A 23,256-nucleotide genomic window follows, 5' to 3' on the forward strand; every position below is an offset into this window, starting at 1 on the left:
GAGGGGGACCGGATCAGGGAGTGGTCCACTTCTGGTTCGCGCCGCCGCCGCAGGTCCAGATCTGCAGGCGGGTGCCGTTCGCACTCGAATTGCCGGTGGCGTCGAGGCATTTGTTCGCCTGGGGGTTCACGATGTCCTTGGCCCCGCTGATCGCCCACTTCTGGGCGGCGGTGCCGTTGCAGTCGTAGAGCTGGACCGCTGTCCCGTCGGCGGTGCCGGCGGCGTTGACGTCCATGCACTTGCCGAGGGCGCGGATCGTGCCGTCGGTGCCGATGGTCCAGTTCTGCGCGGCGTTGCCGTTGCAGTCGGTGATCTGGATCGGCGTGAGGTTGGCGGTGCTGGCGCCCGCGACGTCGACGCACTTGCCGCCGATGCCGGTGATCCGCCCGGTGCGCCCGGACGGCGGGGTGGTGCCGCCGCCGGTGTCGTTGGTGACGTGGACGTAGTCGACGACCAGCTGCTGCGGGAACGTCGTGCTGCTGTTGGGGTCACCCGGCCAGTACCCGCCGACGGCGAGGTTCAGGATGATGAAGAAGTTGTGGTCGTAGACCCAGCGGTTGCCGTTCAGGTCGGACGGCGTGCGCGTCTGGTAGAGGTTGCCGTCGACGTACCACTTGATCTGGTTGGGCGCCCAGTCGACGGCGTAGGTGTGGAAGTCGTCGGAGAAGTTGGGGCCGTTGTAGGCCGCGCCGATGCCGCCGGAGCCGGAGTAACCCGGGCCGTGGATGGTGCCGTGCACGGTGTTCGGCTCGAAGCCGACGTTCTCCATGACGTCGATCTCGCCGTCGGTCGGCCAGTTGCCGCCGCCGAGCATCCAGAACGCCGGCCACATGCCCTGCCCGCGCGGCAGCTTCATGCGCGTCTCGAAGTGGCCGTAGGCCTGGCTGAACTTGCCGGAGGTGTTCATCCGCGCGGAGGTGTACTCGCAGCGGCCGTACCAGCAGTTGTAGTTGCCGGGGTTTTCCTTCTTGGCCGTGATCACGAGGTGGCCCTGGCCGTCGAGCTGGGCGTTGTTCGTGCCGGAGGTGTAGTACTGGCGTTCGTGGTTGTTGACGTTGTCGCCGGTTTCGAGCTGCCACTTGGAGCCGTCGACGGCGGACCCGGCGGGGCCGTTGAAGTCGTCGGTGAAGGTGGCCGCGGCTTCGGCGGCGGGGGCGGTCAGTGCTTGCTGCCCGAGGACGAGCAGCGAGCCGACGGCCAGTAGCGCCGCTGCTCTTCGCAACTTGCGGAATTTCGAGGTGGACATCTTTGTCGCCTCTCTCACCGTGGGGACCGGCGTTCCGCGCGCAGCACGGAACGCGGGGAGGGGAGGGTGGCCGTGCATGCCGGGGCGGCGGCAGGCGTGACCGGGCATCGCGGTGCCGTCCGCGGTCCAGGGCGGGTGGATCGCGGGCGACGAAGGGTTCTACAGGGCTTTGTTGTGCCTGGCAACAAAGTATGCATGGTCCAGACAAGTCGGGCAACAGTCGGACCGTCATTTTTTTTCAACCCGAATTAAGGGTGGGTTGCTGACGGGTGTGGGCGGCTCGAGGTGCGGCTGAGCTGCGGAAGCCGGGTTCCCGCTCAGCGGGGCATGGCGGTTGTCCACAGGGTTGTCGGGTTGTGGATGGGGGGTGCTGTTGCTGGAGCTTTCGCTGGGGGTTGTCGGGTGGGGTCGATACGCTGGAGCGGGGATGGACCCCCTTGGGGAGGGTGGGCGCCGCTCTGGGGCCGCCGCCGGTGCGGTGGTGGACGCTGTTCGGGTGGGTGGGCGCCGCTCAGGTGGCGGGCGCTGCTCGGGCGGGCGCCGCTCTGGGGCTGCGGGACTGTGCGGTGGTGGACGCGGTTGGGCTCGGTGTTCGGAAGTCCAGCTGTGGCGACGGCCCGATCAGGGGCATCCACAGCCCTGCCGAGTTGTGGACAAGTGGGCGCCTGCCCCGGTCTTCCGCGGCCTTTTGTCGGTCGGCGCCGATACGCTGGTGCGGGGATGGACCCCCTGGGAGGGTGGGCGCTGTTCGGGTGGGCGCTGTTCGGGTGGGCGCTGTTCGGGTGGGCGCTGTTCGGGTGGGCGCTGTTCGGGTGGGCGCTGTTCGGGTGGGCGCTGTTCGGGTGGGCGCTGTTCGGGTGGGCGCTGTTCGGGTGGGCGCTGCGCGAAGCCGTCGCGAGAACCTGGCTGCGGAGCCAGCGGCCGCTGCTCGGGCGGGCGGGCGTTGCTCGGAAGGCGGGCGCTACTCGGGAAGACGCTGCGCAAAGCCGCCGCGAGAACCTGGCTGGCGGAGTCGGCGGCCAGTTGCCAGCAGCGGCCCGGCCCGGCCGGCCTCTCGGCCCGGCAGGGCCGGCCCCAGGCCGAGCCAGCCTTCCGGCCTGGCAGAGCTGGACAGCCGCGGCCCAGCCCAGCCTCAGGCCGCGTCGTTCCCAGCCTGGCCGAGCCAGCCCAGCTCAGGCCGAGTCAGCCCAGCCGGGCCAGCCCAGCGGGCCTCAGGCCGCGTCGGAGTTTGATGCTCCTGGCTTGGCCAGCCGGGACGTCGCTCCCTGCTCCAGCAGGTCCGCCACCGGTAGCGTCGCCGCTCCCGTCGCTACCGCGTCCAGACCGAGAGACCCCAGCTGGATCGACGTCTGGCTGAACGGGTGCCGTAGGGCGTGCTCGCCCGCGGCCTCACGAATGCGCGGCAGGAGCTGCTCGCCCAGGGCCAAGCCCGCCCAGCCGCCGATCACTATGCGCTCCGGGTTGAACAAGTTGATCAAGTTCGCGATGCCCGCGCCCAGGTAGCCCGCCGTGTCGTCCAGGACTCTCGCCGCCGTTTTCGACTTCGGGGCCGCCTCCAGCAACGCCGAGAACTGCGCCTGCTCGTCCGCTCCCGGGATGTCCTTGCCGCGCGCCTTCCGATACCGCGTCAGCACGCCCTCCGCGCCGATGTACGCCTCCAGGCAGCCGTGTGCGCCGCAGCGGCATTGTGCGCCGCCGTACGCGATCGTCGTGTGGCCCCACTCGCCCGCGCTGCTCGTCGAGCCGCGGTACGTCGAGCCGTCCGCTACCACCGCCGCGCCTACTCCCGAGCCGATCAGCGCTATCACCGCGTGCTTCGCGCCGCGGCCCGCGCCGAACCACATCTCCGCCTGGCCCTGGGTCTTCGCGCCGTTGTCGACGAACAGCGGCAGCGTCACCCCGGCGTCGCGCAGCAGGTCCGTGAGCGGGACGGCGTCCCAGCCGACCGTCGGCGCGTGCACCAGCACCCGCTCGCCCTGCTCGACCGTGCCCGGGACGCCGATGCCGACGCCGAGGACGGCTGAGTCCCCGATGCCCGCGCTGGCGAACACCTCGCGCAGCCCGGACGTCACCTGCTCGACCGCGGTCGCCGGGTCCGGGGCCGCCGGGAGCGGGTGGTCGACCGTCGCGAGGCGGTTCATCGCCAGGTCGAACAACTCGATCTTGACGCCGGTCTCGCCGATGTCGACGCCGACGACGTGGCCGTACGCCGGGTCGACGCGCAGCAGCACGCGCGGGCGGCCGCCGTCCGATTCCACCTGGCCCGCTTCGGTGATGAGCCGTTCCTCGCCCAGTTCGGCGGTGACGTTGCTGACCGTGGCGGCACTCAGTCCGGTCAGCTGGCTGAGCTCGTGCCGCGACAGCGGGCCGTCGAAGTAGAGTTTCGACAGCAGCAGGGAACGATTGTGCCGCCGCAGATCGCGGACGGTGGTGCGCTTGCTCGCCATGGGCAACCCATCTGAACTCTTACCGGCTACTGACAGGATGCCTGATCACCCTAAGTTGTGGCCATGTATTAACTGGTGAACTAAGTCCCGAACTGATGGTCGCACCGCATGTGTCTGGCACAATCCCCACCGTGACCCAGGTGGTGCGGCAGACGACCAGAGACCTCCGGCGGCACAACCGTGCGGCGCTCCTCTCCACCCTCTACCTCCACGGCCCCGTCAGCAGACTGGAACTGGTAGCTGAATCGGGACTGTCGGCCGCCACCGTTACGAACGTCGTGGCCGAACTGATCGCGGACGGCGTCGTCGCCGAAGCCGGATCGGTCGAATCGGACGGCGGACGGCCGCGGACGCTGCTGGCCGTGCGGCCGGATTTCGGCCACGTCGTCGGCGTCGACGTCGGCGAGACGCACGTCGAGGTCGGCCTGTTCGACTGCGCGCTCGGGACGCTGGGCACCGTGCGCCACCCCCTCGTCGGCACGCGGCTCTACCCGGGTGAGGTCGCCGCGCTGGTGCGCGCCGGCATCGCCGAGGTGCTCGAGGGCGGGGACGCCGCCGCGGTGTTCGGCGTCGGCATCGGCGTGCCCGGGGCGGTCCGCGACGGCGGGATCGTCCACGCGCCCACCCTCGGCTGGCGCGGCGTGGCCTTCGCCGACCTCATCCGCCCGCACGTCGTCGCGCCGCTGCACCTCGACAACCGCGCCCGCACGCTGGGCCAGGCCGAGAGCTGGCTGGGGGCCGGCCGCGGCGCCGGCCGCGCCATCGTCGCGCTGCTCGGCGTGGGGGTCGGGGCCGCGGTCGCCACGGCCGGGCCGTCGCACCCGGGCATCACGACCAGCGAGTGGGGGCACACGGTCGTCAAGGCGGGCGGTGCGGCCTGCCGGTGCGGGTCGCACGGCTGCCTGGAGGCCTACGTCGGTACCGAGGCGGTCGTCCGGCACTACGCCGATCGGGTGGGGAAAGATCCCGTCATCGGGGACGAAAGCGACGCCGAACTGGCCCACATCGTGGCCGAAGCGCAGGTCGCCGGGCCGGCCGCGGAGGTGCTGGCCGAGACCGGCGAGTACCTCGGGATCGGCATCGCGAACCTCATCAACCTGCTCAGCCCCGACCGGGTGGTGCTTTCCGGCTCCGCAGGGGCGATCATGGGTCCGGCGATCCTGCCCGCCGTGCGTGACGCGGTCGGCCGGCACGCGCTCGACTACCTCGCCGGGCGCACCGAAGTCGTCCTCGGCCGGCTCGGGCCGGAGGCCGTCGCGCTCGGCGCGGCCACCCTGCCGGTCGCGCAGCTGCTCGCCGCGGGCGGCCGGACCGGCTGAAACCCCTTGTGTCGCAAGGGGTAAACCGCCGGTCGGCCCAAGCCTGCGAGTTCTTTCAGTACTTAAACTTAGGTACAAAACGTTACCGCCGTGTTATTGACGTGACCCGAGTCACCCAGGTTGACTCGTGGCGTCGTTCGGTCGCCGGCGGTCGGGGCTCGCTACCAGTCGACACGGAGTAGTCGTCGATGACCAGGAGGAACCGATGCGAGTCAAGCGCTCCATCGTCGCAGCGCTAGTGGCACTAATGGCCCTGGGGGGCTTGACCGCGTGCGGGGGAGGTAGCTCGAGCGCAGGTCAGGGCAACCCCAACGCCGTGCTCAACGTGGGGATGCCGAACGGCCCGCAGTCGGAGAACAACAACCCGTTCCTCGAGACGTCGGCCGCGGCCAACCTCGGTTACCGGTGGACGATCTTCGAGCCCCTCGTGATGCTCAACCGCGTCAAGCCGCAGGAGCCCGGCAAGCCGTGGCTGGCGACGAAGTGGGATTGGTCGGACAACTACAAGAAGCTGGTCCTGACCGTCCGGGACAACGTGAAGTTCTCCGACGGCCAGCCGATGACCGGTGACGACGTGGCCTACACGTTCGGCCTGCTGCGGGACAACAAGGCGCTGAACATCGACGCCGTCCCGTACAAGGACATCACCGCGGCCGGCAACCAGGTCACGCTGAGCTTCGACAGCTCCCAGTTCGTCAACCAGGTCAAGATCCTGCAGACGATCGTGGTGCCGAAGCACATCTGGCAGGGCATCAAGGACCCGGCGCTCGACACGATCAAGAACCCGGTCGGCACCGGCCCGTACACGCTCAAGTCGTTCACCCCGCAGACGGTGATCGTCAGCCAGCGCGAGGGCTACTGGCAGGAAGCGCCGAAGGTCAAGGAGATCCGCTACACGTCCTACACGGACAACAACGCGCAGGTCTCGGCGCTGGCCAGCGGTGCGGCCGAGTGGAGCTTCGTCTTCATCCCGAACTACAAGGCCGTCTACACGAACAAGGACCCCGAGCACTACAAGCTCTGGTTCCCCGCGCAGCTGGCCGTCCACGGCCTGTGGTTCAACACCGAGAAGGCCCCCTGGAACAGCGCGCCGCTGCGCCAAGCGATCAGCAAGGTGATCAACCGCGACGACATCTTCAACCAGGGCGAGGCGGGTTACTTCTACCCGAAGAACGACCAGGTCACCGGCATCCCGACGCCGGCGGGCGACCCGTTCATCGCGCCGCAGTACCAGGGCCAGACCGTCAAGGTCGACGTCGCGGCGGCCAAGGCGCAGCTCACCGGCGCCGGCTTCACGTTCAACGGCGACAAGCTGCAGGACCCGTCCGGCAAGCCGGTCACCCTCAAGCTCACGGTCCCGTCGGGCTGGTCGGACTACATCACCGACCTGGAGATCATCAAGGACAACCTGTCGCAGATCGGCATCACCGCGACGGTCGACAAGATGAACCAGGACGCGTGGACGAAGTCGGTCGACACCGGTGACTTCGAAGGCCTGATGCACTGGACCAACGACGGTGCGACGCCGTACGACCTGTACCGCGACGTCATGGACGGCAACCGCTACAAGCCGACCGGCCAGGGCAACATCAACGGCAACTACGGCCGCTTCAAGAACGACGAGGCGACCAGGGCGCTCGAGACCTACGCCAACGCCGAGGACGACGCCTCCCGCACCGCCGCCATGGCGACGCTGCAGAAGATCATGATCGACCAGCAGCCGATGATCCCGACGTCGGCCGCGAACTCCGGTGGCGAGTACAGCACGAAGAACTGGACGGGCTGGCCCGAGGAGGCGAACCCGTACGCCCCCGCGCAGCCCACCCTGCGCAACGCGCTGGACATCATCCTGCACCTGAAGCCCGCGGCCTGATCGATGGCGGACTCAGGTGTGAAGACCGAACACGGGGACGGCCACGGCGACGCCGCGGCCGCCCCGGCCCCCTCCGATCCGGCTTCGGCCGGATCGGAGGGGGGAACCCCCGGTGCGGTGGTCCTCGAGGCGGAGGGCCTGACCAAGCACTTCCCGGTGCGGCGCAAGGGACGCGCCGGGCTCACCGGCCCGCGCCGCGCCGTCCAGGCCGTCGACGACGTCTCCCTGACGTTGCGGCGGGGGCGGGTCACCGCTCTGGTCGGCGAGTCCGGCTCGGGCAAGTCGACCGTCGCGCGGCTGCTCGCGGGGCTCTACCCGCGCACCGGCGGCGACATCCGGCTGCACGGCGAGACCGTGAACGTGCGGCACGGCAAGGCGTTCCGGGCCTACTGCCGCCGGGTGCAGATGATCTTCCAGGACCCGTTCGCGTCGCTGAACCCGGTGCACACCGTCCGGTACCACCTGACGCGGGCGCTGAAGATCCACGGCCGGGCCGGCGACGACCTGGAGCAGGCGCTGCACGACCTGCTCCTGCGCGTCCAGATGACGCCGCCCGAGCGCTACATCGACAAGTTCCCGCACGAGCTGTCCGGCGGGCAGCGCCAGCGCGTCGCGATCGCGCGGGCCCTCGGCGCCGACCCGGAGGCCCTGCTGGCCGACGAGCCGGTGTCCATGTTGGACGTCTCCATCCGGCTCGGCGTGCTGAACCTGTTGCGGGACCTCAAGGAACGCCTGCACCTCGCGATCCTCTACATCACCCACGACATCGCGTCGGCGCGCTACTTCGCCGACGAGACGATGGTGATGTACGCCGGCCGGATGGTCGAAGGCGGCGACAGCGAGACGATCACGCAGCGCCCGGCGCACCCGTACACGCGCCTGCTCATCGAATCCGCGCCCGACCCCGACCGGCTACAGGTCGCCGCCGGGGACAGCGACCTCGCACCCGGCGAGGTGCCCGTCGAGCGCGGGGCCGGCGAGCCGCCGAGCCTGATCGACCCGCCGTCCGGCTGCCGGTTCCACCCGCGCTGCCCGGTCGCGATGGAACGCTGCAAGACCGACCTGCCGCCGCGGTTCGAGGTCGACGACGCGCCCGGCCACTGGGCCGCGTGCTGGCTGTACGACGGGGCCGCCCGATGAGGTACCTGCTGCAACGGCTGGCCTTCTACCTCTTCACGGCGTGGGCCGCCGTCACCATCAACTTCTTCATCCCGCGGCTGATCCCGGGTGACCCGGTGCAGTCGCTGATCACGAAGAACCAGGGCACGCTCAGCGCCGACGCGATCCAGTCGCTGTACGTCCTCTTCGGACTGGACAAGAACGAAAGCATGGTGACCCAGTACTTCCACTACTGGGCCCAGCTCTTCCGCGGCGACCTCGGGCTGTCGTTCACGTTCTTCCCGACGCCGGTCACCGAGGTGCTCGGCGACAGTCTGCCGTGGACGATCATCCTCGTCGGCATCACCACGATCATCGGCTTCCTGATCGGCACCGGCCTCGGAGTGGTCGCCGGCTGGAAGCGCGGTTCGTGGGTCGACGGCCTGCTCCCGGTGACGACGTTCCTCTCGTCGGTGCCGTACTTCTGGCTCGGCCTGATCGCCCTGACGCTGCTGGCCGGGCCGGGGAGCTTCTTCCCGTCGTCCGGCGGGTACGACCCGGGCCTGATCCCCGGCTGGGACCCCGACTTCATCGGCAGCGCGATCCAGCACAGCCTGCTGCCCGCGATCACCATCCTGATCAGCTCGATGGGCAGCTGGATCCTGGGCATGCGCAACATGATGGTGACCGTCGCGTCGGAGGACTACGTCACCGTCGCGCACGCCAAGGGCCTGTCCGAACGCCGGGTCGCGGTCGGTTACGCGGCGCGCAACGCGCTGCTGCCGAGCGTCTCCGGGTTCGCGCTGGCGCTCGGGTTCATCGTCGGCGGCACGCTGCTCGTGGAGATCGTCTTCTCCTACCCCGGGGTGGGCTTCGAGCTGTTCCAGGCGGTCGGCTCGCAGGACTACCCGCTGATGCAGGGCATCTTCCTGATCATCACGCTGTCGGTGCTGGTGGCGAACCTCCTCGCGGACGTCGCCTACCTCGCACTCGACCCGCGGACCCGGAAGGCAGGCTGACATGGCGGTACCAGCAGCGGACGTCAAGGCCGCCCAAGCGCTCCCGATCGACGCCGTCGCCGGGCGCGCCAAGCGGCGCCGGTTCCGGTTCCTCACCGGCGGCAAGACGATCACCGGGCTCAGCGTCATCGTGTTCTTCCTGATCATCGCGGTGATCGGTGAGTGGATCGCGCCGTTCGACCCGTCGGCCCGCAGCAACGACCTGCTCGAAGGGCCGTCGGGCCGGCACTGGTTCGGCACCACGCACCTCGGCCAGGACATCTTCAGCCAGGTCCTGGTCGGCACCCGCAGCGTCATGCTCGTCGGGCTGACCGCCGGCGTCGTGGCGACGATCCTCGCGGTCATCGTCGGCGTCACGTCCGGCTACCTCGGCGGGACACCGGGCGAAGGACTCTCCGCACTGTCCAATGTGTTCCTGGTGATCCCGGCGCTGCCGCTGATCATCATCATCGGCAGTGCGCTGCCGAGCGGTGGTGACTACCTGGTCGCGGTGGTCATCGGGTTGACGTCGTGGGCGTGGGGCGCGCGAGTCCTTCGCGCGCAGACCCTCTCGTTGAGAGGCCGGGAATACGTCGAAGCGGCGCGCGCCACCGGCGAGTCGACGTGGCGGATCATCTTCTTCGAGATCCTGCCGAACCTGACGGCGGTGATCGCGTCCAGCTTCGTCGGCACGGTGATCTTCGGCGTGATGTCGGAGATCACGCTGGCGTTCGTCGGCGTCTCGAGCTTTTCGAACTGGAACTGGGGCACGATCCTGTTCTGGGCACAGAGCCAGCAGGCGCTGGCCCAGGGCGCCTGGTGGTGGTTCGTGCCGGCCGGGCTGGCGATCGCCGTCCTCGGCACCGCGCTGTCCCTGCTGAACTTCGGCATCGACGAGTTCGTCAGCCCGCGGCTGCGCGGCAGCGGCAAGGCGAAGGTGAAGGACATCCACGGACGCACGCAGCACATGCGAGTGGGCTTCACGCCCGTGCTCGGGCGGGAGGAACAGGCATCATGACACCGGTCCTGGAGATCAAGGGCCTCGACGTCGACTACGGCGTCGGCGACGAGGCCGTGCGCGCGGTGCGCGACGTGCACCTGACGCTCAACCGCGGCGAAGTCCTCGGCCTGGCCGGGGAAAGCGGCAGCGGGAAGTCCACTTTGGCCTACGGGCTGACGCGGCTGCTCGCACCGCCGGGCGTGATCCGCGGCGGCGAGGTGATCTACCACCCCGAGAACGCCGAGCCGTACGACGTCCTGAAGCTGACCCACAAGCAGCTGCGCGACTTCCGCTGGGCCGAGACGTCGATCGTGTTCCAGGGTGCGATGAACTCGCTGAACCCGGTGCACAAGGTCGTCACCCAGCTCGTCGACGTCATCAAGGCGCACGAGCCGGACACGACCCGCGCCGGGCGGGTGGCCCGGGCGAAGGAGCTGCTGAAGCTGGTCGGCATCTCGGCCGACCGGCTGGAGGCCTACCCGCACCAGCTCTCGGGTGGCATGCGCCAGCGCGTGATGATCGCGATGGCGCTGGCGCTCGAACCACGCGTGGTCATCATGGACGAGCCGACCACCGCGCTCGACGTCGTGATGCAGCGCCAGATCCTCGGCCAGCTCGTGGAACTGCGTGAACGGCTGGGCTTCTCGGTCCTGTTCATCACGCACGACCTTTCGCTGCTGGTCGAGTTCTCCGACCGGATCGCGATCATGTACGGCGGCCGGATCGTCGAACAGGCCCCGGCGTCGGCGCTCTACCGGGACGCGCTGCACCCGTACAGCTACGGCCTGCTGAACTCGTTCCCCGCGCTGCGGGGTCCGCGACGCGAGCTCAGCGGGATCCCGGGTTCACCGCCGGACACGCGGGGCATGCCGGCCGGCTGCGCGTTCCACCCGCGGTGCCCCAAGGCCTTCGAGCCGTGCGACTCGAAGGTGCCCGTGCTGGGCCTGCCCGGCGGCGACGCGTCGCGCGAAGTGGCGTGTTTCCTGCACCCCGTCGCAACCCCCTGAACGTCGCCCGTCCTGTCCGGTACCACTGGAGGAGAGCCGCCTTGACCGAGACCACAGCCGCGACCGCGCAGCAGCAGGCGTTGATCGACAGCCTGCCGCCGGACTTCCGCTGGGGCGTGGCCACCGCCGCGTACCAGATCGAAGGAGCGGTCTCCGAAGACGGGCGCACACCGTCCATTTGGGACACTTTCTGCCAGGTCCCGTGGGCGATCGACAACAATGACAACGGTGACATCGCCTGCGACCACTACCACCGGATGCCCGAAGACATCGGGCTGGTCAGTGAGCTGGGCGCGGACACCTACCGGTTTTCCGTGGCGTGGCCCCGGATCCAGCCGCGCGGCCGCGGACCGGTCAACGAGGCGGGCATCGGGTTCTACGACCGGCTGGTCGATGAGACGCTCGGCAAGGGCATCACGCCGTGGCTGACGCTCTACCACTGGGACCTGCCGCAGGAGCTCGAAGACGCGGGCGGCTGGCCGGCGCGGGACACGGCGTACCGCTTCGCGGACTACGCGATGCTGGTGTTCGACCGCCTCAAGGACCGCGTGCGGCACTGGACGACGTTGAACGAGCCGTGGTGCTCGGCGATGCACGGGTACGTGCACGGCGTGATGGCGCCGGGCCGCCGGGACTACGCGGCCGGGCTGCACGCGGTGCACCACCTGCTGCTGGGCCACGGCCTGGCGACGCAGCGGATGCGCGAGGCCGCACCGGCGGACACGGAGTTCGGAATCACGCTCAACATGTGCACCGCCGACCCGGCGACCGACGCGCCGGAAGACGTCCGCGCGGCGCGGCAAGCGGACGGCTTGGGCGTCCGGATCTACCTGGACCCGCTGGTGCGCGGGGAGTACCCGGAAGACGTGGTCGAGGACCTGGCCGCGCGCGGTGTCAAGCTGCCGGTGCAGGACGGCGACCTGGAGATCATCTCGGCCCCGCTGGACTTCCTCGGCGTCAACTACTACTTCGGCCAGCAGTTCTCCGGCGTCGACGAGCAGGGCAGCGCGGTCGACTCGGACGGCGTCCCGACGTCCCGCACGGTGCCGTTCGGCGAGCCGACGACGGCGATGGGCTGGGAGATCCTGCCGGACAAGTTCACCGAGCTGCTGACCCGCCTGGGGCGCGACTACCCGGGAGTCCCGATGTACATCACCGAGAACGGCTCGGCGTTCGACGACGACCCGGATTCGAGCGGCTTCGTCCGCGACGAGCAGCGCACGGCCTATCTGGCCTCGCACATCGCCGCGGTGGCGGCGGCGCGCAACGCGGGCGCGGACGTCCGGGGCTACTTCGCCTGGTCCCTTTTGGACAACTTCGAGTGGGCTTACGGCTACGCGAAGCGGTTCGGCCTGATCCGGGTGGACTACGAGACGCAGGAGCGCACGGTCAAGCAGAGCGGCCTCTTCTACCGCGACACGGTCCGCCGGGTCCGCGGCAGCTGAGCTACGTCCGTGAAGGCCTCCTCACCGGCTCTTACGGCCGGTAAGGAGGCCTTCACGGCTTTTCGGCGGTAAGGCGGGCCCCACCAGGGTGGCGGTGGCAGGCCCCATGGTTCGGCCCCGGGGATTTCCCTAGCTTCGTACGGGTAGCCGACCCTTGGGGGAACCATGAGTGTCCGGACCGAAATCAGACCCGCGCCACCGCAGCGGCCGCCGTGGTGGCGATGGCCGTGGATCGGGCCGCTCGCGTTGCTCGTGCTCGCTTTCCTGGCCTTCTCGCTGCCGCCGTACCTCGCCTTCGACCCGGCGCGGTCGCGGGTGCCGCAGCCGGCCGGCTTTCCCGCGCACTACTGGTTCCTCGTCGCCCACGTGATCTTCGGATCCGTCGCCATGGTGGGCGCCGTGCTGCAGATCTGGCCGTGGCTGCGCCGGACGTACCCCGTTTTCCACCGTTACGCCGGCCGCGCGTACGTCTTCGCCGGCGTGCTGCCGGCCGGGGTGATGGCGCTGACCATCGGTTCGCAGAGCCCCTTCGGGCCCACGACACGGGTCAGTGACATCGTCGCGGCGCTGCTCTGGCTCGGCTGCACCTTCGCCGGCTGGCGCGCGGTGCGCGAGCGGCGCTTCGGCGACCACCGCAAGTGGATGATCCGCAGTGCGTCGCTGACGTTCTCGATCATCGTCAACCGGCTGATCACGCCGATCGCGATGGTCGTGCTGGAGCCGCAGATCCCGACCACGTTCGGCGGCAGCGAGCTGGCCTACTCGCAGAGCGTCGCGGCGATCTCGTCCTGGGGCGGTGTGGCGATCGCGCTCGTCTTCAGCCAGTGGTGGCTCGAGCGGAAGCCAGCCACCGCGCGATGATCGTGCGCTGGATCTCCGACGCTCCTTCGTAGATGCGCGGCGCGCGGACCTCGCGGTAGAGGTGCTCCAGCAGGTGCCCGCGCCGCAGGGCCCGGGCGCCGTGCAGCTGGACCGCCGAGTCGACGACGAACTGGGCGGCCTCGGTGGCGAACAGCTTCGCCATCGCCGCGCGGCCGCCGAGGTTCTGCTCGCCCGCGTCGTACGCGCCCGCCGCCGCGTAGACCAGCAGCCGGGCGGCTTCGGTGCGCGTCGCCATCTCCGCCAGCGCGTGCGCGACCGCCTGCTGCTTGATCAGCGGGCCGCCAAAGGCTTCGCGCTGCCCGGTGTAGTCCACAGTGGCGTCCAGCGCGGCCTGCGCCATCCCGACGGCGAACGCGCCGACGCTGGGGCGGAACAGGTCCAGGGTCCGCATCGCGACGGCGAACCCGCGGTTCTCCTCGCCGAGCAGCTCTTCGCGCCGGACCTCGACGCCGTCGAACGTGACGGTGCCGATCGGGTGCGGGCTGACCAGGTCCAGGTGCTCGCCGCCCAGGCCCGGGCGGTCGCCGGGGACGACGAACGCGCTGACGCCGCGGGAGCCCGCGCCTTCGGTGGTGCGCGCGAACACTGTGTAGAAGTCGGCTTCGGGGGCGTTGGAGATCCACATCTTCTCGCCGGTGAGGCGCCAGCCGTCGCCGTCCGTCTCGGCTTTCAGCGAGAGCGCGGCCGCGTCCGAACCGGCGTCCGGCTCGGTCAGCGCGAACGCTGCTACGGCGTCACCGGCCGCCACCGCGGGCAGCCACTTCGCGACCTGATCGTCCTGTCCGGACTGCAGGATCGGGTAACTTCCCAGGCCCTGCAACGCCAACGCCGTCTCGGCCTCGGTGCTGATAGTGGCGAGGTTCTCGCGCAGGATGCACAGGTCCGTCGCGGCGGCCTGGCGTGACGGCTTTCCGTCGGCGACGCCGGGGAAGAGCCGCGCGAGCAAGCCGAGCGCGCCCATCGCCTTGAGCAGCGGGCGGTTGACCGCACCCTCCACACCGGACTCGGCGAGCGGGCGCAGCTGCTCCTCGGCCAGCTTCCGGACGTCCGCCGCGAAGGCGAGCTGGTCCGCGTCCAGGGTGAAGGTCATCGGTCGCCTTCCGGTCGCCAGCGGGCGTGGGCGGTACCGGTCGGGCCCGACCGGACGAGGTCCAGCCGCGGTTCCGGGCCGTCACTGCGGCCGGTCTGCGGCTTGCGGTTGCCCGCGGCGAACTGCTTCGGCCAGGCGATCGGATAGCCCTGCTCGGCCGCCGCGTGCAACGTCCACTGTGGATCGTAGAGGTGCGTGCGGCCCAGCGCGCACAGGTCCGCGCGGCCGGCCAGGATCAGCGAGTTGACGTCGTCGTACGACGAGATCGCGCCGACGGCGATCACCGCGATGCCGTACTCCTGCCCGATCTCGTTGCGGATCCGGTCGGCGTACGGCGTCTGGTAGCTGCGGCCGTACTGCGGCTTCTCGTCGCACACGACCTGACCGGTCGAGACGTCGATGCCGTTGGCCCCGTGGGAAGCGAAGGCGCGCGCGATCTCGACGGCGTCGTCGGCGTCGATGCCGCCGTCGGCCCAGTCGGTCGCCGAGATCCGGACGGTCATCGGCCGCTCGGCGGGCCACGCGGCGCGGACCGCGTCGAAGACTTCGAGCGGGAAGCGCAGCCGGTTCTCCAGCGAGCCGCCGTAGCCGTCGGTCCGCTGGTTCGTCAGCGGGGAAAGGAAAGAGGACAGCAGGTAGCCGTGCGCGCAGTGCAGTTCGAGGACGTCGAACCCGGCGCGGGCGGCGGCTTCGGCGCACGCGACGAACTCGTCCCGGATCGCCGTCATGTCCGTTGTGGACAGTTCACGCGGGACCTGGTTCCGCTCGGAGTACGGCAGCGCCGAAGGTCCGCAGACTTCCCAGTTTTCCGACGGCAGTGGCTCGTCGATGCCGTCCCACATGAGCTTTGTCGAACCTTTGCGGCCTGAATGTCCTAATTGGACGCCGATGCGAGCGGGCGACTGGGCGTGCACGAAGTCGACGACCCGCTTCCACCCGGCCTCCTGCTCGGCCGTGTAGAGGCCGCCGCAACCGGGCGTGATCCGGCCTTCGGGCGAGACGCAGACCATCTCCGTCATCACCAGCCCGGCGCCGCCGAGGGCCTTGCTGCCCAGGTGCACCAGGTGGAAGTCGCCCGGAACGCCGTCGACCGCGGAGTACATGTCCATCGGCGACACGATGATCCGGTTGGGCAGCTCCAGCTCGCCGAGCTTGAACGGCTGGAACATCGGCGGCCGCGACGTCGTGCCGAGCGAGCGCGCGAACCAGTGGTCCAGCTCGGCGGCGAACTCCGGATCACGCAGGCGGAGGTTGTCGTAGGTGACGCGGCGGCTGCGCGTGAGGATGTTGAACGCGAACTGCGGCGGGTCCTGGTGGGCGTACTGCGCGATGTTCTCGAACCACTCCAGGCTGGCCTGCGCGGCGCGCTGGGTCGACGTCACGACCGGCCGCCGTTCCAGCTCGTACGCCTTGAGCGCCTCCGCGACGCCCGCGTTTTCGTGCAGGCACGCGGCCAGCGCGAGCGCGTCCTCCATCGCCAGCTTCGTGCCGGAGCCGATCGAGAAGTGCGCGGTGTGCGCGGCGTCGCCGAGGAGGACGACGTTGCCGTGCACCCAGGTCTCGCAGCGCACGGTGCCGAACGTGACCCACTTCGAGTTGTTCGCCATGACGGCGTGGCCCTGCAGGACGTCGGCACAGAGTTCGCGGATCAGCGAAATCGAGTTCTCGTCGCTCTCGCCGGGCTTGAGCGCGGTCGCCGCGACGGGGGCGAACGTCCGCTGCCAGACGTCCTCCTGCACTTCGAGGATGAACGTGCTGCCCTCGCGGCCGTACGGGTAGCCGTGGATCTGCATGATCCCGGCCGGCGTCTCGAGGACGTAGAACTTGAAGGCGTCGAACACCAGGTCCGTGCCGAGCCAGATGTAGCGGCACCGGCGCGTCTCGACGCTCGGCCGGAAGTGCTCGGCGTGTTTCGCGCGGACCGCGGAGTTGACGCCGTCGGCGGCGATGACCAGGTCGTAGGCCGACAAGTCGACCGGCGCCTCTTCGCGGAAGCGCAGCTCGACGCCGAGTTCCGCGCAGCGGTCCTGCAGGATGCCGAGCAGGCGCTTGCGGCTCATCGCGGCGAAGCCGTGGCCGCCCGAGGTCGTGACGGTGCCGCGGTAGTGGACGTCGATGTCGTCCCAGCGGGCGAACTCGGCGCGCATGGCCTCGTGCACGGCCGCGTCGGCGTGCTCGATGCCGCCGAGCGTCTCGTCCGAGAACACCACGCCGAAGCCGAAGGTGTCGTCGGGCGCGTTGCGCTCCCAGACGGTGATGTCGTGACCCGGGCCGAGCTGTTTCGTCAGCGCGGCGAAGTACAGGCCCGCCGGGCCGCCGCCGATGACCGCGATACGCACGCCGTCCAGGGTATGTCGTCATGCGTACGACCGTCAATGAGGCGAAAGATGGGCTACCGTGTCCGCATGGAACGCATCAACCCGCCGGAGCTGGGCAAGCCGTCCGGGTTCTCGCACGCGGTGGTCGCCGAGGGGCGCGTCGTCTTCCTCGCCGGGCAGACCGCGCTGGACGCGTCGAACCGGATCGTCGGCGACGGCGTCGTCGAGCAGTTCGAACGCGCACTGGGCAACCTGCTGACGTCGCTGCGCGCGGCCGGCGGCGCACCCGCGGACCTCTGCAGCGTGACGATCTACATCGTCGACATGGCCGACTACCGGGCGCACGCGCGCGAGATCGGCGCGGTCTGGCGGCGCCTGGCGGGCACCGAGTACCCGGCGATGGCCGGCATCGGCGTCGACCGGCTCTGGGACGAAGAGGCGCTGGTCGAGGTCCAAGGCTTCGCGGTCGTGAGTGGTTAGGGCGGTTAGAACCGCCCTAACCACTCACGACAAGCTGCGGCAGCGGACTCAGCCGAGGTTGATCGCCTTCGAGACGTACGCGCGGGCCGGGTCCTCCAGCCGGGCGTGCAGCTCGAAGAACAGCTCGGCCGCGCGGATGCCCGACCAGTCGCGCGGCAGGAACTCCGCGGGCAGGCCGGGGTCGAGGTAGGGCATCCGCCGCCAGCCGGTGAGCACCCGGACGTAGTCGCCGAAGGCCTCTTCGTCGGCGACGGACTTGCGCCGCTGCCAGCGCCGCAGCGCCGGGCCGTGCTCGTCGAGGAACGTCGTGTACAGCTCGTCGAGCCGGTCGAGGTCCCACCAGTCGCGGACCTTCGCCGCGACGTCGCCGAAGGCCAGGTGGTCGGCCCGGAAGAGGTCGGCGTACCCGGCGAGACCGAGGCGGGTCAGCGCCTCGGCCGTGACGTCGTGCAGGTGCGCGGGCGCGATCCAGACGCCCGAGGCGGCGGTGCCGAAGCCCATCCGGGCGAGCTGGGTGCGCAGCAGGTGCCGCTTGTGCCGCTCGGTCTCGGGCACCGAGAACACCGCGAGCAGCCAGCCGTCGGCCGGAGTCGCGCGCTCCCGGCGGAAGATCCGCTCGTCGCCTTCGCGCAGGATCCCGCGGGCGTCGTCGGACAGCTCGTAGCCTGCGGTGGCGTTGCGCCGCACGGCCTCGAGGATCCCGCGCCGCTTAAGCCGGGAGATCGACGAGCGCACGGCGGGCTCGTCGACCCCGACGGCGGCCAGCAGATCGATCAGCGACGCGACGGAAAGCCAGCCGCCTTCGGTGCGCGAATAGAGGCCGTACACCGTCACGATGAGCTGACGAGGCTGGGCCGCACGGCCGGAGCCGTCCAGTTCGGTCGCCTCGGGTACGGCCGTCATCGGGTCACAATAACAACCGGCCGCCGACGGCTCCGCTACGATTTCGCCGCGATGCTGCCAGCCACCAAGGGGATCTTCGACCGGCTCAGCCGGCGCGGGCGCCTGATGTCCAAGCGGGCCTGCGACCGGTCCGGCCATGTGGTGCGCACCGGGCGCTTCCTGTTCCGCACGCCCACCGCCTGGGAGTACGCCGCCGCCGTCGCCTGTGGGAGTGATCCGGCCGCGCAGCGGTGGCTCGGCTGGCAGCGTGACTCCATCGTCGCGCGAGGGGCCCGGGCGGACGCGTTGCGCGTCGTGCCCGGTACCGGGCCGGACTGGGTGTCGCCCGATCCGCAGTCGATCGACCTGGTGATGATCGACCTCGAGGCCGGCCGGTGCGTCGGGCTGGTCAGCGTGCACACCGGCGAGGACGGCGGGCCGGAGACCGGCGGTTACCTCGCCCCCGCCTACCGCGGCCGCGGCATCGGCCGGACGCTCTTCGCCACCGGGCTCGTCCTGGCGCACGACCACCTCGGCCTGCCGCGGGTGCGCGCCGGCGCGGAGGTCGGCAACGTCGCGAGCGCGCGGTCGCTGCAGGCCGCGGGGCTCGCCCGCGTCGCCGGCCCGCCGACCTACCGGCTGCCCGACGGCCGCGTCACCGAGGCCTGGTGGTTCGAGCACGCCGTCCCGCGGGTGACGCGCTGTGCGGGCCCGCAGGCGACCTGGTTCCCGGCGACGTCGGCGCTCTGAAACTTCGGCGGGCGCCGACGTTTCCCGCGCCTACGGTCACCGCATGACCCAGCTGACCGCCCCGGTGCCACCCGTTCCCGCCGACGTCCCGTCCGGCGGTGTCGCCTGGCTGCGCGCGTCCGTCGCCCGTTTCAGCAACGGCGCCGACCACGTCCGGCGGCGCGCCCTCGCCGTGTCGCTGCTCGCCGAGGTCGACGAGAACGCGTTGCGGGACAAAGCTTTCGCGTGGACCCAGCGGATCGTGGAGTCGGTCGAAGACGTCGATGTGATGGCCGTGATCGCCCGGCCGGTTCCGGTCGGCGTGCTCGCGGAGGCGCTCGGGCTGCCGGACGTCTCGGCGGAGGTGACGATGGTCGCGGCCGCGTACCACCCGCACGTCACGCCCTCCGAGGCGGCGGAAGCCGCGATGGGACGGCTGATCGACGCGTGCGGGGGAGCCGACGAACACGCGGCCGCCCGGATCGGCCTGCTCGTCCAGGCCTGCGACGCCACCGCCGGCCTGATCGGCAACGCGCTTTCCGCGCGGCTGGCCGGAAAACCGGGCGAGCTGCTGGCCGATCCGCCGGTGCTGCGCACGCGCCGCCGCGTCGACGGCGAGGACGTCTCCGTGGAACTGGCCGGGACGCCGTTCGGTGCCGGACCGCGCGAGTGCCCGGGGCCGGCGCACGCGATCGCCCTCGCGACCGGGGTTCTCCAGGCGTTGCGTCGTTTCCGCCTGACAGAAGCGGAAACGACGTGGGTGTCGTCGCCGAATCTCCGGATGCCCCGAGTACTCCGGGTGACCCGCGGAAGTTCTGCCGGTGGCCTCTGCTAGAACTACCGCGTTCATTTCTCTGGGGGAAGGCCGGAAATTGCTGTACATGGATGGGCTGCTCGGTTTCGTCACGCTCGGGCTGTGGATCTTCTGCCTGGTCGACGTGATCACCACGGACGAGTCGTCGTGCCGCAACCTGCCGAAGACGTTGTGGCTGCTGCTCGTGCTGCTGGTGCCGCTGGTCGGGTCGATCGTCTGGCTGGTCGCGGGGCGGCCGCAGCACGTGTCGCGCGCCACCGGCCGTTACGAGCGCACCGCGCCCGCGTTCCCGGAGTACGACCGGCCGGGCCGGTTCGCGGCGACGAGCGCGGACGACGACGACGAGTTCCTCCGCAAGTGCCGCGAGCGCGCGGAAGCGCAGCGGAAGCTGGCGCGCGAGAAGGGCAGCGACGCCTGAGCTAGCAGGCGGGGCCTTCGCAGGAGCCGCGTTCGTAGGCCTCCAGCGTCGAGATCACCAGCTTGCGCTCGGCCGGCGTCAACGGCGTGAGCGCGTTGCTCCACGCTTGCGCGCCGCGGGCCAGCCAGGCGTCGACGGCCGGGCGCTTGTCCGGCTGGATGCTGACGATCGTGCGGCGGCGGTCGGCGGGGTCTTCGGCGCGGTTCAGCACGCCCTGGCGGCTGAGGTCGCCGACCATCAGGCTCGCCGTCGTCGGCGCCACCTCCAGGCGGCCGGCCAGCTCGGTGACCGTCATCGGGCCGTCGAAGAGCAGGTAGGACAGCAGCGAGAGGTGCCGCGGCGCCAGCGTGCAGCCGTTGAGCTCGTCGGGGACCGGAGTGCGCTTCGCCCGGCCGACCAGGCGCGGCATGAGCAACAGGAGCTGCCGCACGCCGTCTTCGACACTCGGCCCGGCTTCCGTTGACATCGCACTCCTCCCGTCGGTAGCTTTGTTTGCAAAACAAACGCTTCGGCCGCTCCCGAGCCTACCTCGGGGTACCGATCGAGCGTACCGGCAAGAAACAGGGGTTGAGATGACGTCCGAGGTTCCGGGTTTGACCGAAGTTCGCGCGATGAACCAGGGGGTCGCCGAGGAGTTCCGCGCGAACGAGGGTGTCGTCGGCGGCATGTTCGAGGGCAAGAACGTGCTGCTGCTCACGACGATCGGGGCGAAGAGCGGCGAAGAGCGCCTGTCCCCGCTGGTCTACACCCGCGACGGCGACCGCCTGGTGATCGCCGCGTCCATGGGTGGCGCGCCGAAGAACCCGGCGTGGTTCCACAACCTGGTCGCGAACCCGAAGGTGACGCTCGAGGTCGGCACCGAGAAGTTCGAGGCGACGGCCACCGTGATCGCCGACCGCGCCGAGCGCGACCGCCTGTACGCGGGCATGATCGCCCACGCCGAGGGCTTCGCCGACTACGAGAAGAAGACCGACCGGATCATCCCGATCATCGTCCTGGAGCGCTAGGAACCGACGTCCTGGCCGACGCCGGGGACGGCTCGACGCGAGGCTCGGCAGGCTGCTCGGCGGCCTCCCGCTCCTCGCGCCGGGCCTCCTTGCGCGTGATGATCCGCTTGCCGACGTCGATCAGCGGCTTCTCCACCCAGCGGTGGATCAGGTCCGCGATCGCCAGGCCGACCAGGAACACCGTCAACGCCGTGACCGTGCGGTTCACCACGAGCCCCGGCACCGCCTGGACGACGGCGAAGTGCACCGGGCCCTGCAGCAGGTAGAGCGAGTACGACCGCTCGCCGACGAAGCGCATCGGCGCCGTGCCGAGCAGCCGGCCCAGTGGGCCCGGGCTGACCAGGACGATCAGCAGCAGCATCGTCAGCACCGTGTACCCCACGAGCAGCAGCAGGTTCTGCCGCGACTCGTTCCACAGGGTGTCGAGGTTCGTGTGCAGCAGGCCGAACGCGGCGACGATCGGGATCGCGGCCAGCGGGTGCGTCAGCGGCTTCAGCAGCGCGTACCCGCGGCGGTAGTGCAGCAGGATGGCCAGCAGGCAGCCGCTGGCCAGGATGAAGTAGTGGATGGTCGAGCGGTAGATCGCGACCTTCGAGTCGCCGAGGATCCAGCCGCCGGTGGTCAGCGGCACCAGGGCCAGCAGCGTGACCATCGCCACGCCGACCAGCAGGAACTTGCGCTTGGCCGCGCCGATCCCGATCGCGACGAGCAGGAACGGCCAGACCAGGTAGAACTTCTCTTCGATGCCCAGCGTCCACGAGCCGCTGAAGAAGTTGTCCGTGCCGTTGGTGAACGAGGGCAGGAACTCGTTGAGGAACGTCAGGTAGAACTTCAGCGCGTTCGGGAAGTCGCGGGCGTGGAACTCGCCGCGCAGGACGACGAACGCGACGATGCCGCCGAGGATCACCAGGTACGGCGGCAGGATCCGGAAGACGCGCCGGATGTAGAAGTTCGACAGCGAGATCCGGCCGGTGCGGTCCTGCTCGCGCAGCAGCAGCGTCGTGATCAGGAAGCCGGACAGCACGAAGAAGATGTAGACGCCGACCCAGCCCGACAGCCAGCCCCACTTCGGGCCGCCGAAGTGGAAGAAGATGACCATCGTCGCGGCCAGCGCGCGCAGGCCGTCGAGCCCGGGGAAGCGCCGGCTGCCGAGGTAGTCCTCATGGCTCATCGTGCGCAAGACGTTCCCCCATCAGTGTCACAGTCGGGGGCGAGTATAGGGCGTGGCTACGTACGCCCCGGCGGTGTGGGGCGGGGCAGGTGCGTCCGGGCGAACGCGATCAGGGCGCGGGCCGCCGGGCCGATCGGGCCCTCCGCGCGCCACGCCAGCGCCAGCACCCCGCGCAGCCGCGGCCGGACGATGTCGAGCACCCGCACGTCACCCTCGTGGTAGCGGGCCAGTGACTCCGGCACCACCGCCACGCCGAGGCCGCGCACCGCCAGCTGCACCAGCACGTTCGGGTCCGCCGCCTCGAACGCGATCCGCGGCGTCAGCCCTTCGGCCGCGAAGGCCCGGTCCAGCGCCGTGCGCAGGCCGGTGCCCTTCGGCAGGGCCATCAGCGGCGGCCCGGCCAGGTCAGCCAGCGCGACCTCCCCGCGGCCGGCCAGCGGACCCGACGGCGCCGTGACGGCCAGGAACGGCTCGTCGATCAGCACCTGCGTCGTGATGCCCGGCGGCGGCTCGGCCGCGAGACCGACGACCGCCAGGTCGAGCCGGCCCTCCCGCAACGCCGTCAGCATCGTGTCGGAGTTGGCCTCGGCCAGCGTGATCTCCACCGCCGGGTAGCGCTCGTGGAACCCGGCCAGCAGGTCCGGCAGCCCGACCGGGCCCGCCGACGTCACGGCGCCGAGCGCGACCTGGCCGCGGACCAGCCCGGCCAGCTCGTCGACGGCTTCGCGCACGCCTTTCACCGCCGCGAGCGCGGCGCGCGCGTGCGGCAGCGCGGCCGCGCCGACGTCGGTGAGCCGCACGGTGCGGCCGGAGCGGTCCAGCAGCTCCTGGCCCAGCTCGCGCTCGAGCCGCCGGATCTGGGCGCTCACCCCGGGCTGGGCGACGTGCATCCGCTCCGCCGCGCGCGTGAAGTTGCCCTCCTCCGCGACGGCGACGAAGTACGCGAGCTGGTGCAGTTCCATAAGCACTGATTCTAGCCGAGATACAAACCAGATCTTGGACTTCTGATCGTCGCGGACCGAAGGTGGAAGG

21 protein-coding genes are annotated in these 23,256 nt (G+C 70.4%); 13 read left to right on the top strand and 8 right to left on the bottom strand.

What is annotated here, in order from left to right:
- Positions 1-13: 13 nt before the first annotated feature.
- Complete coding sequence (locus OG570_RS16595) at positions 14-1,246, bottom strand: family 16 glycosylhydrolase (RefSeq protein WP_326957449.1); 1,233 nt, start codon at positions 1,244-1,246, stop codon at positions 14-16.
- A 1,211-nt stretch (positions 1,247-2,457) separates the two neighbouring features.
- Positions 2,458-3,693, bottom strand: coding sequence for an ROK family transcriptional regulator (locus OG570_RS16600; RefSeq protein ID WP_326944607.1), 1,236 nt, complete (start codon positions 3,691-3,693; stop codon positions 2,458-2,460).
- Between the two features lie 131 nt (positions 3,694-3,824).
- Here OG570_RS16600 and OG570_RS16605 point away from each other — a divergent pair, with 131 nt between their 5' ends.
- The 8 genes from OG570_RS16605 to OG570_RS16640 all read left to right on the top strand — a co-directional run bounded on the left by OG570_RS16605 (position 3,825) and on the right by OG570_RS16640 (position 13,294).
- A complete protein-coding gene (locus OG570_RS16605) occupies positions 3,825-5,012 on the top strand; it encodes an ROK family transcriptional regulator (protein WP_326957451.1) in 1,188 nt (395 codons plus the stop codon).
- Positions 5,013-5,328: 316 nt separating this feature from the next.
- Complete coding sequence (locus OG570_RS16610; RefSeq protein WP_326957454.1) at positions 5,329-6,885, top strand: ABC transporter substrate-binding protein; 1,557 nt, start codon at positions 5,329-5,331, stop codon at positions 6,883-6,885.
- A gap of 117 nt (positions 6,886-7,002) precedes the next feature.
- Positions 7,003-8,025, top strand: a complete 1,023-nt coding sequence (locus OG570_RS16615; protein WP_326951677.1) for an ABC transporter ATP-binding protein — start codon at positions 7,003-7,005, stop codon at positions 8,023-8,025.
- Positions 8,022-9,002 (top strand): ABC transporter permease, encoded by a 981-nt coding sequence (locus OG570_RS16620; protein WP_247058240.1) that lies wholly within the window; start codon positions 8,022-8,024, stop codon positions 9,000-9,002. The genes OG570_RS16615 and OG570_RS16620 overlap by 4 nt, the downstream gene beginning before the upstream one ends.
- A gap of 1 nt (position 9,003) precedes the next feature.
- Entirely contained in the window at positions 9,004-9,999 is a 996-nt protein-coding gene (locus tag OG570_RS16625; protein WP_326957456.1) for an ABC transporter permease, read from the top strand.
- Positions 9,996-10,988: an ABC transporter ATP-binding protein gene (locus tag OG570_RS16630; RefSeq protein ID WP_326944603.1), complete on the top strand. Its 993-nt coding sequence runs from the start codon at positions 9,996-9,998 to the stop codon at positions 10,986-10,988. The genes OG570_RS16625 and OG570_RS16630 overlap by 4 nt, the downstream gene beginning before the upstream one ends.
- A 41-nt stretch (positions 10,989-11,029) precedes the next feature.
- On the top strand, positions 11,030-12,433 hold the full coding sequence (locus tag OG570_RS16635; RefSeq protein WP_326957458.1) for a GH1 family beta-glucosidase: 1,404 nt from the start codon (positions 11,030-11,032) through the stop codon (positions 12,431-12,433).
- Between the two features lie 231 nt (positions 12,434-12,664).
- Positions 12,665-13,294 (top strand): DUF2306 domain-containing protein, encoded by a 630-nt coding sequence (locus tag OG570_RS16640; RefSeq protein ID WP_442788319.1) that lies wholly within the window; start codon positions 12,665-12,667, stop codon positions 13,292-13,294.
- Here OG570_RS16640 and OG570_RS16645 read toward each other — a convergent pair.
- Both OG570_RS16645 and OG570_RS16650 read right to left on the bottom strand, forming a co-directional pair.
- Positions 13,251-14,405: an acyl-CoA dehydrogenase family protein gene (locus tag OG570_RS16645; protein WP_326957462.1), complete on the bottom strand. Its 1,155-nt coding sequence runs from the start codon at positions 14,403-14,405 to the stop codon at positions 13,251-13,253. The genes OG570_RS16640 and OG570_RS16645 overlap by 44 nt on opposite strands.
- A complete protein-coding gene (locus OG570_RS16650; protein WP_326957464.1) occupies positions 14,402-16,744 on the bottom strand; it encodes a bifunctional salicylyl-CoA 5-hydroxylase/oxidoreductase in 2,343 nt (780 codons plus the stop codon). Before OG570_RS16650 ends, OG570_RS16645 begins: the two co-directional genes overlap by 4 nt.
- A gap of 66 nt (positions 16,745-16,810) precedes the next feature.
- Between OG570_RS16650 and OG570_RS16655 the strand changes: the two genes are divergently transcribed.
- Positions 16,811-17,203, top strand: coding sequence for a RidA family protein (locus OG570_RS16655; RefSeq protein WP_326944598.1), 393 nt, complete (start codon positions 16,811-16,813; stop codon positions 17,201-17,203).
- A 48-nt stretch (positions 17,204-17,251) separates the two neighbouring features.
- Here the strand turns inward: OG570_RS16655 and OG570_RS16660 are convergent, their stop codons facing one another.
- Positions 17,252-18,106, bottom strand: coding sequence for a PaaX family transcriptional regulator (locus OG570_RS16660; RefSeq protein WP_326944597.1), 855 nt, complete (start codon positions 18,104-18,106; stop codon positions 17,252-17,254).
- 51 nt (positions 18,107-18,157) lie between these two features.
- Here OG570_RS16660 and OG570_RS16665 point away from each other — a divergent pair, with 51 nt between their 5' ends.
- The 3 genes from OG570_RS16665 to OG570_RS16675 are packed head-to-tail and all read left to right on the top strand — an operon-like array spanning position 18,158 to position 20,046.
- Positions 18,158-18,835: a GNAT family N-acetyltransferase gene (locus tag OG570_RS16665; protein ID WP_326957466.1), complete on the top strand. Its 678-nt coding sequence runs from the start codon at positions 18,158-18,160 to the stop codon at positions 18,833-18,835.
- Between the two features lie 43 nt (positions 18,836-18,878).
- Positions 18,879-19,649 carry a hypothetical protein gene (locus OG570_RS16670; protein WP_326957468.1) on the top strand — a complete coding sequence of 257 codons (771 nt, stop codon included), beginning with the start codon at positions 18,879-18,881 and terminating at the stop codon, positions 19,647-19,649.
- A 37-nt stretch (positions 19,650-19,686) separates the two neighbouring features.
- Positions 19,687-20,046, top strand: a complete 360-nt coding sequence (locus OG570_RS16675) for a PLDc N-terminal domain-containing protein (RefSeq protein WP_326957470.1) — start codon at positions 19,687-19,689, stop codon at positions 20,044-20,046.
- A 1-nt stretch (position 20,047) separates the two neighbouring features.
- Here the strand turns inward: OG570_RS16675 and OG570_RS16680 are convergent, their stop codons facing one another.
- Entirely contained in the window at positions 20,048-20,512 is a 465-nt protein-coding gene (locus OG570_RS16680) for a MarR family winged helix-turn-helix transcriptional regulator (RefSeq protein ID WP_247058219.1), read from the bottom strand.
- A gap of 145 nt (positions 20,513-20,657) precedes the next feature.
- Here OG570_RS16680 and OG570_RS16685 point away from each other — a divergent pair, with 145 nt between their 5' ends.
- Complete coding sequence (locus tag OG570_RS16685) at positions 20,658-21,053, top strand: nitroreductase family deazaflavin-dependent oxidoreductase (protein WP_326951676.1); 396 nt, start codon at positions 20,658-20,660, stop codon at positions 21,051-21,053.
- On the opposite strand, the gene OG570_RS16690 is transcribed toward OG570_RS16685, so the two are convergent.
- Positions 21,034-22,224 carry an acyltransferase family protein gene (locus tag OG570_RS16690; protein ID WP_326951675.1) on the bottom strand — a complete coding sequence of 397 codons (1,191 nt, stop codon included), beginning with the start codon at positions 22,222-22,224 and terminating at the stop codon, positions 21,034-21,036. The two genes, OG570_RS16685 and OG570_RS16690, sit on opposite strands and share 20 nt — an antisense overlap.
- A 56-nt stretch (positions 22,225-22,280) precedes the next feature.
- Positions 22,281-23,186 (bottom strand): LysR family transcriptional regulator, encoded by a 906-nt coding sequence (locus OG570_RS16695; protein ID WP_326957474.1) that lies wholly within the window; start codon positions 23,184-23,186, stop codon positions 22,281-22,283.
- Positions 23,187-23,256: the final 70 nt, after the last annotated feature.

This window comes from Amycolatopsis sp. NBC_01286 (assembly GCF_035982555.1).
Taxonomy (GTDB): domain Bacteria; phylum Actinomycetota; class Actinomycetes; order Mycobacteriales; family Pseudonocardiaceae; genus Amycolatopsis.

What these genes read in the sequence shown, in the direction of transcription:
- OG570_RS16595 (WP_326957449.1), bottom strand. Translation starts at nt 1,246, where the DNA reads ATGTCCACCTCGAAATTCCGCAAGTTGCGAAGAGCAGCGGCGCTACTG.
- OG570_RS16600 (WP_326944607.1), bottom strand. Translation starts at nt 3,693, where the DNA reads ATGGCGAGCAAGCGCACCACCGTCCGCGATCTGCGGCGGCACAATCGT.
- OG570_RS16620 (WP_247058240.1), top strand. Translation starts at nt 8,022, where the DNA reads ATGAGGTACCTGCTGCAACGGCTGGCCTTCTACCTCTTCACGGCGTGG.
- OG570_RS16625 (WP_326957456.1), top strand. Translation starts at nt 9,004, where the DNA reads ATGGCGGTACCAGCAGCGGACGTCAAGGCCGCCCAAGCGCTCCCGATC.
- OG570_RS16630 (WP_326944603.1), top strand. Translation starts at nt 9,996, where the DNA reads ATGACACCGGTCCTGGAGATCAAGGGCCTCGACGTCGACTACGGCGTC.
- OG570_RS16645 (WP_326957462.1), bottom strand. Translation starts at nt 14,405, where the DNA reads ATGACCTTCACCCTGGACGCGGACCAGCTCGCCTTCGCGGCGGACGTC.
- OG570_RS16655 (WP_326944598.1), top strand. Translation starts at nt 16,811, where the DNA reads ATGGAACGCATCAACCCGCCGGAGCTGGGCAAGCCGTCCGGGTTCTCG.
- OG570_RS16660 (WP_326944597.1), bottom strand. Translation starts at nt 18,106, where the DNA reads ATGACGGCCGTACCCGAGGCGACCGAACTGGACGGCTCCGGCCGTGCG.
- OG570_RS16665 (WP_326957466.1), top strand. Translation starts at nt 18,158, where the DNA reads ATGCTGCCAGCCACCAAGGGGATCTTCGACCGGCTCAGCCGGCGCGGG.
- OG570_RS16670 (WP_326957468.1), top strand. Translation starts at nt 18,879, where the DNA reads ATGACCCAGCTGACCGCCCCGGTGCCACCCGTTCCCGCCGACGTCCCG.
- OG570_RS16680 (WP_247058219.1), bottom strand. Translation starts at nt 20,512, where the DNA reads ATGTCAACGGAAGCCGGGCCGAGTGTCGAAGACGGCGTGCGGCAGCTC.
- OG570_RS16685 (WP_326951676.1), top strand. Translation starts at nt 20,658, where the DNA reads ATGAACCAGGGGGTCGCCGAGGAGTTCCGCGCGAACGAGGGTGTCGTC.
- OG570_RS16690 (WP_326951675.1), bottom strand. Translation starts at nt 22,224, where the DNA reads ATGAGCCATGAGGACTACCTCGGCAGCCGGCGCTTCCCCGGGCTCGAC.
- OG570_RS16695 (WP_326957474.1), bottom strand. Translation starts at nt 23,186, where the DNA reads ATGGAACTGCACCAGCTCGCGTACTTCGTCGCCGTCGCGGAGGAGGGC.